The sequence below is a fragment of the Polaromonas sp. P1_E3 genome (genome assembly GCF_056405935.1).
The window spans coordinates 1-5,370 of the sequence record NZ_JBFUBD010000189.1; the positions used below are offsets into that span (position 1 = coordinate 1).

The following is a 5,370-nucleotide window of genomic DNA, read 5'->3' on the forward strand; positions in this document are numbered from 1 at the left end:
GTGCTGGGCCAGTTCTCCTACATTGTGTCGATCGCCACCCTCATCATTTCCGCCCGCCTGAAACGTTTTGACATCACCCTGGAAGAGGCGGCGTACAACCTGGGCGCTTCCCGCGCCGCTGTCTTCGCCACCATCACCCTGCCCTACCTGAAACCCGCGCTCATCGGCGCTGCCGCGATCTCGTTCCTGATGTCCTTCGAGAACTTCAACACCACCCTGATGCTGGTCGGCTCGGACGCACCGCTGACCGTCATGATGTACGGACGCATGCGGGAGGGCGCCACGCCGGTGCTCAATGCCGTCAGCCTGTTCCTGATGCTGGCCTCGGCGGCCCTGGCCTTGACGCTATTGCGCAGTCCCCCCGACACCCCCAGCCGCTAAAACCGCATGCCGGTTACTGCCCTCCAAAATGGGCTTCAGCAACTGCTTTACAAAGCCTTCCGCGCCTATACCCAAATCACGTGCATGGATGAAGGAATCGTGATACGGTGCATCTGTAAATACAGGGCCTGAAAACCGCTTTTTCGCCCCGTATCAGCCCGGTTTTGACACTTTGACCTCACAGGTGAACGGATGCGCAGGCCAGCCCTTTACAGCAGTTCAAACCGTCCGGCGCGGAATGCGTGTGACACCCAGGCGCAGCCGCCGGGCGAGTCCACAGCCGAAACCGGCCCGCTCTCCCCGCCACCGCCAGCCTCCCGGCTTTCCCGGCTCGGCCAGCGCCTGGCGCGGCACCAGCTCTACCTGCTGTGGTCCGTCGTCGGCCTGCTGGCCCTGCTGCTGGCCATCAGTTTTGCCTCCCCGCTGCGGCCTGCGGCCCGCAAGCTGACGCAGGAGGACATCAACGCGGCCGTGATCAAGACCCTGGAGACCACCGTCCTGCCATCCCCTGGAACCCGGGCGTACGACACCATCATCCCCTCGGTCGTGCGCATCGTCGGCCTGGGGAAGGACAAGGACGGCAAGGAAGACGGCGAGCGCAGCGTGGGCACCGGCGTGGTCATCGTCGACAAGGGCATCATCCTGACTAACCTGCATGTGGTGCAAGGTGCAACAACCATCAAGGTCACGTTCTCGGACGGCCTGGAGTCCACCGCCAGCATCAGCGGCGTGCAACCTGAAAACGACCTGGCCGTGCTGCAGGCGCACAAGATTCCCGATGACCTGATTGCCGCCACCATGCGCTCTACCGCAGACCTTGCCCCCGGCGACCAGGTCATGGCCGTAGGTTATCCCTTTGGCATCGGGCCCTCGGCCTCGGCAGGTGTCATTTCCGGGCTCAAGCGCAACTTCCGCTCGCCCGAAGGCAAGCAGATGATGAGCAACCTGATCCAGTTCGACGCTGCCGCCAACCCCGGCAATTCGGGCGGGCCGCTGGTCACCATGGACGGCGAAGTGATCGGCATCGTGACCGCCATCTTCAACCCCAACCAGCAGCGCACGTTTGTCGGCATCGGTTTTGCAGTGCCGATTGAAAACGCGGCCTCGGCCGCCGGCATGCCCCCCTTCTGAAGACTTTTAAGGACATCGACGCATGGAACAGCACACGCCCGAACATTCCACCGCCAGCCATGACGCCACCGCGCAGCTGATGGAGCAGATCCTGTACGAAGTCAAACGTGTGGTGGTGGGGCAAGACCGCTTTCTCGAACGCGTCATGGTTGCCATCCTGGCGCAGGGCCACCTGCTGGTGGAAGGCGTTCCGGGCCTGGCCAAGACGCTGACCGTCAAGACCCTGGCCAACACCGTGCAGGGCAATTTCAAGCGCATCCAGTTCACGCCCGACCTGGTGCCGGCCGACCTGGTGGGCACACGCATCTACAACCAGAAAAACGGCGAATTCACCACGTCATTAGGGCCAGTGTTTACCAATCTGTTGCTGGCCGACGAAATCAACCGCGCGCCGGCCAAGGTGCAGAGCGCGCTCCTGGAGGTGATGCAGGAGCGCCAGGTCACGATTGCCGGCATCACCCACAAGGTGCCCGAGCCTTTCCTGGTGATGGCCACACAAAACCCGATTGAAACCGAAGGCACCTACCCGCTGCCCGAAGCGCAGGTCGACCGCTTCATGATGAAGGTGCTGGTSGACTACCCSACCGACGARGAAGARTTYGTCATCGTCCAGCGCGTCACCGGCCCGGCTGTGGCMGTGAGYGCCGTGGCCACCACCGACCAGTTGGCCGCGCTGCAGCGCGAGTGCCGCCGCATTTACGTTGACCCGTCCCTTGTGCAATACGCCGTGCGGCTGGTGTCGGCCACCCGCAATCCGACAAAGCATGGTTTGAAGGATTTGCAGCGCTTCATCACCTTCGGCGCCAGCCCGCGCGCCACCATCAACCTGACCGAAGGCGCCCGCGCGCTGGCCATGCTGCGCGGACGCAGCTACGCCCTGCCAGAAGACATGACCGACCTCGTACCCGATGTACTGCGCCATCGGCTGGTGCTGTCGTATGAGGCACTGTCCGAAGGGCTATCGGCAGACGGCCTCGTCGCAAAAATAATGGCAAAAATCCCGCCCCCTGCCAAGCCCTTAGAGCATGAAAAACTCGCAGCCTAAACATAGGAGCCCCCACGCTTCGCCGCTACGCGGGTCGCTGCCCCTCAAGGGGCCGCCTGCCCGCGGCCCGGCAAAGCCGGTTCCGCGGCTCATGCTTGGTTGAGAAGTTCTTCATATTATCGATTTCATGAAAAATTCGGCCCCTGAACCCTCCGCTAAGCCTGCTTCAGCAGCCAACGCAGAACAACTGCTGCGCCGGCTGGAGTGGACCGTGCTGCGCCGGCTCGACGGCCTGCTGCAGGGGGACTACCGCACGCTGCTGCGCGGCACCGGCATGGATTTGGCCGACCTGCGTGAGTACCAGCACCACGACGACGTGCGCCATATCGACTGGAACGTCACCGCCCGCCTGGAACAACCCCACGTACGCGTCTTCACCGAAGACCGTGAAATGAGCGCCTGGTTCCTGCTGGACCTGAGCCCCTCGATGGACTTTGGCTCCAGCGAGCAGCGCAAGCGCAACGTGTCCGCTGAATTTGTCGCCGTGCTGGCCCGCATGCTGACGCGCCACGGCAACCGCGTGGGCGCCATGCTCTATGGCTCCGGCGTTGACGCCGTGATTCCCGCACGCGGCGGCCGCCACCATGTTCTCCATCTGCTGCACACCTTGCAGGCCCGTCCCGAAACCACAGACCTCGGCCCCACACGCCTGCATGAGTTGCTCGAGTCCGCGGCCAGTTTCATACGCCGACGCTCCACCGTGTTTGTGGTGTCCGACTTCATCAGCGAACCCGGTTGGGAAAAGACGCTGGGCCAACTCGCCCGCCGCCATGAAGTGGTGGCCGTGCGCCTGCTTGATCCGCTGGAGCTGGACTTGCCCGACCTCGGCCTCATTCCCATCCGCGATGTCGAAACCGGCGAGCAACTGCTGGTCGACACGCACGATGCGGGCTTTCGCAAGCGCTTTGCACGCATCGCCGCCCAGCGTGAAGCCGAGTTGCGGCAGTCGCTCGCACGCGCCGGCGTGGACACGCTGGAGCTTTCCACCGACGACAACCTGGTTGACGCCATCCTGCGGTTTACCGAACTCCGCAAACGGCGCAGCCGTACATCAGGCGCCAATGCAGCAGGCGGCAAGCTGCCGGCCCACATGGGACATGCCGCCTGAAGCCGCCAAGGAACATTCATGAACTTCAGCTGGTTGACCTCTTTCACATCAAAGCTTCCGCTGCCGACTTTCCTCTGGCCGGAATTTTTATGGTTGCTGCTGGCCATTCCGCTGCTGGTGGCCGTCTATGTGTGGCTGCTGCGCCGCAAGAAAAAAATGGCGTTGCGCTACGCCAGCCTCTCCATCGTGCGCGAAGCCATGGGCCGCGGCCAGAGCTTTCGCCGGCATGTTCCGCCCCTGCTGTTTCTGCTGTCCATCGCCGCGATGCTGGTGGCGGCGTCACGCCCCTTTGCCGTGATCAGCCTGCCTTCGCAGCGCGAAACCATCATCCTTGCCATGGATGTCTCGGGCAGCATGCGCGCCACCGATGTTCAACCCAATCGTCTGGTTGCCGCCCAGAACGCCGCCAAAGCCTTTCTGGCCGACTTGCCGCGCAACGTGCGTGTAGGCATCGTCGCGTTTGCCGGCACCGCCGCTGTCGTGCAGCAACCGACACTCAGCCGCGAAGACCTCACGGCTGCGATTGACAAGTTCCAGTTGCAGCGCGGCACTGCCATCGGCAACGGCATCGTGGTGTCGCTGGCCGAGCTGTTCCCCGACGCCGGCATAGACATCGCCTCCATGCAATACGGAAGGGAAAAGTCCCGCGGCACATCGCTGGACCAGGCACTGAATCCAGACAAAAATGCCAAAAAGGAATTCACGCCGGTCGCCCCAGGCTCGTACACCTCAGCCGCCATCATCCTGCTCACAGACGGCCAGCGCACCACGGGCGTGGACTCACTCGACGCCGCCAAGCTGGCCGCAGACCGCGGCGTTCGAATCTACACCGTTGGCGTAGGCACGGTGGATGGCGAAACGATCGGCTTTGAGGGCTGGTCCATGCGCGTCAAGCTCGACGAAGAGACCTTAAAGGGTATTGCCCGCGCGACACAGGCCGAGTACTTTTACGCTGGCACGGCAGCCGACCTGAAGAAGGTGTATGAAACCCTCAGTTCGCGCCTGGCGATTGAGAAAAAAGAAACCGAAGTCTCGGGTTTGCTGGCGCTGCTTGCCGCCGTGCTGGCGCTGGTGTCGGCCAGTTTGTCGCTGCTGTGGTTTAACCGGATTCTGTGAGAAAAAGCCCCGGGGCAACAGCGACTACGGCACAAGTTATCGGCTCAAGTCAACCCGGCCTTGATAACAAAGGCCTGCAACCCAGCCATCTTTCCATCCCGAAAGCGCCAGACATCACAGTAGGCATGGCGGACCGCTTTCCCCGCGTCGTCCTTCAAGGTGATCTCGCCGAGCGCGGCGACAAAGTCGTTGTCGGTAATCATGTGATGGACTTCAAACTCTGGTGGCTCTTTGTATGCAGTCGTCATCCACTGGCGAATGGCATCTTTCCCTTTAAGCGTCTTGTCGCCCAAGAAAACCCATTCCGAATCTTCCGTGCAGAACTTCAGGAATCCTTCAATATCGCCCTCGGCGATAGCCGCGTTGGCCTTCCTCAGAATCTCTCTGTGTTTCTCTGACATTAAAAAACCCCTCTTTGCGACTGCCGCGGTTCTATCCGTTCAATGTTTCTGGCATTCCTTCGCGAACGAAGTCAGCGCCTGCGTGAAGGCCTCCGGGACCTCTAGCGGCGCGAATTCACCGCTGCCGCGCAGCACTTCGCCTTTGATGTGCTTGACGCCCACGGCCTTCAAGGCGGGAAGGTAGTCGT

General features: G+C 62.1%; 6 protein-coding genes. 5 read left to right on the forward strand and 1 reads right to left on the reverse strand.

What is annotated here, in order from left to right:
• The 5 genes from AC1D0Z_RS15485 to AC1D0Z_RS15505 all read left to right on the forward strand — a co-directional run.
• On the forward strand, positions 1-381 hold a 381-nt coding region (locus tag AC1D0Z_RS15485), incomplete at its 5' end, for an ABC transporter permease (RefSeq protein WP_477659115.1).
• Between the two features lie 192 nt (positions 382-573).
• Positions 574-1,512, forward strand: a complete 939-nt coding sequence (locus tag AC1D0Z_RS15490) for a S1C family serine protease (RefSeq protein ID WP_477659116.1) — start codon at positions 574-576, stop codon at positions 1,510-1,512.
• 22 nt (positions 1,513-1,534) lie between these two features.
• Entirely contained in the window at positions 1,535-2,557 is a 1,023-nt protein-coding gene (locus AC1D0Z_RS15495; RefSeq protein ID WP_477659117.1) for an AAA family ATPase, read from the forward strand.
• 127 nt (positions 2,558-2,684) lie between these two features.
• Entirely contained in the window at positions 2,685-3,665 is a 981-nt protein-coding gene (locus tag AC1D0Z_RS15500) for a DUF58 domain-containing protein (protein ID WP_477659118.1), read from the forward strand.
• Positions 3,666-3,683: 18 nt separating this feature from the next.
• Positions 3,684-4,781 (forward strand): VWA domain-containing protein, encoded by a 1,098-nt coding sequence (locus tag AC1D0Z_RS15505; RefSeq protein ID WP_477659119.1) that lies wholly within the window; start codon positions 3,684-3,686, stop codon positions 4,779-4,781.
• 44 nt (positions 4,782-4,825) lie between these two features.
• On the opposite strand, the gene AC1D0Z_RS15510 is transcribed toward AC1D0Z_RS15505, so the two are convergent.
• Positions 4,826-5,182: a nuclear transport factor 2 family protein gene (locus tag AC1D0Z_RS15510; protein ID WP_477659120.1), complete on the reverse strand. Its 357-nt coding sequence runs from the start codon at positions 5,180-5,182 to the stop codon at positions 4,826-4,828.
• Between the last annotated feature and the right edge of the window lie 188 nt (positions 5,183-5,370).

What these genes read in the sequence shown, in the direction of transcription:
- AC1D0Z_RS15490 (WP_477659116.1), top strand. Translation starts at nt 574, where the DNA reads ATGCGCAGGCCAGCCCTTTACAGCAGTTCAAACCGTCCGGCGCGGAAT.
- AC1D0Z_RS15500 (WP_477659118.1), top strand. Translation starts at nt 2,685, where the DNA reads ATGAAAAATTCGGCCCCTGAACCCTCCGCTAAGCCTGCTTCAGCAGCC.
- AC1D0Z_RS15505 (WP_477659119.1), top strand. Translation starts at nt 3,684, where the DNA reads ATGAACTTCAGCTGGTTGACCTCTTTCACATCAAAGCTTCCGCTGCCG.
- AC1D0Z_RS15510 (WP_477659120.1), bottom strand. Translation starts at nt 5,182, where the DNA reads ATGTCAGAGAAACACAGAGAGATTCTGAGGAAGGCCAACGCGGCTATC.